This is a genomic window from Bacillus swezeyi (assembly GCF_001969815.1).
GTDB lineage: Bacteria > Bacillota > Bacilli > Bacillales > Bacillaceae > Bacillus > Bacillus swezeyi.
Genome location: NZ_MRBK01000044.1, coordinates 1 through 3,848, shown reverse-complemented (window position 1 = coordinate 3,848; position 3,848 = coordinate 1). Strand labels below are relative to the sequence as shown.

General features: G+C 33.9%; 5 protein-coding genes. 2 read left to right on the top strand and 3 right to left on the bottom strand.

Annotation, left to right across the window (positions count from 1 at the left end; genetic code table 11):
* Together BTA30_RS24005 and BTA30_RS21075 are read left to right on the top strand one after the other, a co-directional pair.
* The coding region (locus tag BTA30_RS24005) for a pre-toxin TG domain-containing protein (RefSeq protein ID WP_239695198.1) at positions 1-1,194 on the top strand (1,194 nt) is incomplete at its 5' end.
* 16 nt (positions 1,195-1,210) lie between these two features.
* Positions 1,211-1,756 (top strand): hypothetical protein, encoded by a 546-nt coding sequence (locus tag BTA30_RS21075; RefSeq protein ID WP_076763824.1) that lies wholly within the window; start codon positions 1,211-1,213, stop codon positions 1,754-1,756.
* Positions 1,757-1,881: 125 nt separating this feature from the next.
* Here BTA30_RS21075 and BTA30_RS21070 read toward each other — a convergent pair whose 3' ends face one another.
* The 3 genes from BTA30_RS21070 to BTA30_RS21060 all read right to left on the bottom strand — a co-directional run bounded on the left by BTA30_RS21070 (position 1,882) and on the right by BTA30_RS21060 (position 3,766).
* Positions 1,882-2,136 carry a phage holin gene (locus BTA30_RS21070; RefSeq protein ID WP_076763822.1) on the bottom strand — a complete coding sequence of 85 codons (255 nt, stop codon included), beginning with the start codon at positions 2,134-2,136 and terminating at the stop codon, positions 1,882-1,884.
* A gap of 276 nt (positions 2,137-2,412) precedes the next feature.
* Positions 2,413-2,547 (bottom strand): hypothetical protein, encoded by a 135-nt coding sequence (locus BTA30_RS24195; protein ID WP_275667423.1) that lies wholly within the window; start codon positions 2,545-2,547, stop codon positions 2,413-2,415.
* Positions 2,548-2,677: 130 nt separating this feature from the next.
* Positions 2,678-3,766, bottom strand: a complete 1,089-nt coding sequence (locus tag BTA30_RS21060) for a peptidoglycan recognition protein family protein (RefSeq protein WP_076763820.1) — start codon at positions 3,764-3,766, stop codon at positions 2,678-2,680.
* Positions 3,767-3,848 lie beyond the last annotated feature (82 nt).

Genomic DNA, 3,848 nt, shown 5'->3' with positions numbered 1-3,848 from the left:
ATAGTAGATATTAAACTCAAGGTATTACATAAAAAAATTAAGAAAAAAGAAAAAGAAATAATAAAAGAGATAGAGACCAAAGTCATTCCCGCTATAAACAAAGCATTATGGATTTATAAACAAACAATGGAAATACTCGATAACGTGAATGAAATAATTGAGCAAATGATAGAAGCCGAGAACCAAATGATCAAAGGCTTAGATCAAATGAATGCTGCTGTAGATGGAATGAATAAAGAAATGGACAATGTTATTCATTCGATGAATGAAGCTAACAAAGCAATGGATGAATGCAATCAAGCCTTAGATGTCATGATAGAAACAACGAATGAAATGACAAAAGAGGTTAACGATGCAACCGCTAATACGAACCAAATGATTAGGGGTGTTAACCAGGCCAATAAGGGTATGAAGCAATTAAATAAGTCAACTAACAAACTTAATACAGCTATTAAAAAAACCAATAGAGCTTTTGATAATTATGATAAAAAATCAAATAAAGTTAAAAATAAAAAGATTACAAAGAAGCAAGCAAAGAAAATAAAAAAGCAAAAAGAACAGTTAAAAAGAGCTCAAAACAAAGTTGATAATGCTAACAAAAATTTAAAAAAGAATGAGAAGACTTTAAATGAGGGAGCTCTTGGTTTATCAATTTTACTTGATTTAACCCCGTTGGTTTCTAATATAAAAGGTGGGGCGGAGTTTGTTTTTGGAGAAGACCTAGTTACTCATGAACGCCTCACTGGTTACGAAAGAACACTTGCTGGAATGAGTGTGCTTACATCAGGAACTTTCAAGCTTGCAGGTAAGGCAATGGGCATGTCTTCAAAAACTGCCAAGACTGCAAAAATTGTTGAGGATGGTGCTAAAAGCGGAAAAGCAGGTTTTGATGTAGCTTCCTTTGAAAAAAAGATAGCTAAAATGAATTTAAATGAAAAAATTCCATTGGTTAGAACGACTGCTGCTGATTTTGCTAAGCAAAGAAATTGGAAAAAGGATTCGAAATTAACTAAAATTAATAAAAGAGATGTGTATTTGGATTCGAAAACAGGCAAATACTATGCAGTAGATACACAACATGGTAGATTTGAAGTTGTTAATAAAAGAGGAAAGCATCAAGGAGAAGTGGACTTTAACTTAAACGAAACAAAACCAGCTGACAAATCGGGACGTCATGATTTAAAAATGAAATAAGGAAGTGAAAATTAGAATGAATGATCTAGTTAACGAAACTATAGATAAATACTACAGAAACAATAACGAATCAGATTATCTTACTAAATGCCGCGAGCAGTTTTTAATACCAGAAGTAATAAAAAAATTTTCCGACAAAAATAATATGATAATCACAAATGTAAATTTTGGTGAAATATGGCCGTCTTCAAAATTAATATTTGAGTATGAAGACTACATAAAAGGAGAATTTGAAGTTACTTATAGTACCACTTTAATGCTATCTAAGCTTGCTCCTTTATTTTATCTTCAGCACGAATTTCAAGTTGAAAACAGAGATGCGAATAGAACTGTCCCAACTCTTGAGGGTTTTGATACTCAACCTTATAATACTAAACAACAAGAATTTGAAGATTGTGTGAAAGAATATTTTTCAAAGAAAGAGTTCATTGAATTATCCTATTCGGAGATGAACGAAGTTGTATGCGGGTTGGATTTTAAAAAAGATGTCACGTTTTTTGGATCACAAGTTACAGTGGAGAATGCATTGTTTTTTGATCTACTAGAAATTTGTCCAGACTAAAATACAGCTATCTTGTGTTATTCGAGATAAATAAGTAAAAGTTAAAGGTGAATAAAATAGAGTAATGAAAGAGGGGGGATCCCCCTCTTTCATATAGTATAGATAGACTCCATCAAAGTGGAGGATTATTTTTGTGGTTTCTCATATTCCATTGCATGATCGCTGTCAGAAATGCCTTTAGTTGTTGGATCAACAACAACTCCTACAGTAACTAAAAGTGTTAGCAGAGCATTAAATTTTTCCGTCAATTCATTCCCGAAAACTGTCAGATCATATCCAAAAGCAGCAGCGATTGATTGAACAAACAATAGAGTTGCTGAGAAAATTGCTACCAAGAATGTTTTCTTTTTAAGTCTTACTTTCCAGTTAATATTAGTCATAATATCAATCTCCTTTTCTTATTTAAGTCCAAAATGTATGAGTAACCATGCGCCGACTAACGTTGCAATCACGGTTGGTAAAACTTTGTACATCAAATCTTTACCGAACTGACCTGGGTCAATTTTTCGATTGGAATCTGATTGTTCAAGAATGCCTACTCGATTATCAAGTTTTTCATAAGATTTGCTTAAATTTTTTAGGCTGTTATTCATTTCAGTTAGTGTTACAAACTGTTCACGTGACTGGTTTTGAGCATCTTTATTGATTTCAATTTGTTACTCCATAAGAGTTGTTAATCGACTCATGTCTTCAGTTCTTGCTTCTAAATTTGAAATTCTTCCTTGATGATTTTTTGTTTTTTCTTCCAAAACACTTATTCTTGCATTTGTATTTACATCTTGTTCAGCCACAATTCAAACCGTCCTTTAACATTAATAAAGGAGGTGTACGCAATTCACGTTAATCACCTCCAAAAGAGATAAAGGATATTCATTGATTAATAAGCATCAACAAATATCCTTAATGATATTTAATAATCAGTTAGACTCTTGAGCCAAACTGACCTGAAATATATCCACGTTTACCCTTGTAGATAACTTCCCAATAGCCTTTTGAGTTATTTTTTCCTTTAACTGATCCAGAAATGTCAATCTTACTGCCAAGTTTAACTGTACCGATATTCTTAGAGTTATTACGGTCAGGCTTGTCCATTACAATTGCAGCATTTGACACGCCAACAATTTTAATTTTCCCTACAGATTTAATTGAAGAAGAGCCAGAGCTGGATTTTGATGCTGTTGATTTAGAAGGGGAGGAGGCGGTCTTTACTTTGCCTGAAACTTTGACGTATTTATCAGATGCAGTGATGTAATAAGTTGCTCCTTTAGAGTTTTTAACTTTATATTGATAAGCACTTCCCACTTTTACTTTTTCAACGACAGTAGGGAAGCCAATGCCTTTGTTTACAGTACCAACGACATCTTTATCTTCCCAAGAAGGCTTAGAATAGAAACGAAGTCCGTTTACTTTTGATTTCAGGGAGCCACTTGCAGCAGTAGAGGAGGAAGAACCTTTACTAGAGGAAGCTGTAGAATTTGAAACAGTTTTGTTTCCGAGCAGTCCATCAACTTTTTTGCGAAATGCTGCCAGCTTGCTTGAGTCACTTACCCAAGGGGCAGGACAGTTTTTGTTTGTTACATCGTAATGACAGACGATTTTATCTGTAGACAATTTGAATCTTTTACAAAGATCAGCAACCAATTCAGCAGCATTCTGCACAGTTTCATCATGAATGGTGCCGTTTTTCTCCACGCACATTTCAACGGAAATCGATGTTTGGTTCGCATTCGGTTTTAGGAAGCTCACAAAGCAGCGGTTTTGATCGTGTGCATGATAGGCCATTTCATTTTCAGGAATAATATATTGCGCTTCATTTCTATCTACAAAGTAATGAGCAGAAGCATAACGTTTATCAGCAATACATGTACCATTGAAATAATTTCGCTCATTTAACGCAGTAGCTCCTGGAGTTGCAGTCCAGTGCATTACAATTCCTTTTACCCCAGAAAGTTTAAATCCTGGACGAGTGTATTGATTGACTTTTACAAAATTCTTCACAACTTTAACCAAATTAAATCACTCCTAATTATTTTTTGAGCATAAAAAAGAGAGACTGGTTAATTGCCAATCTCTCTTGTTCTCACTTTTGCTC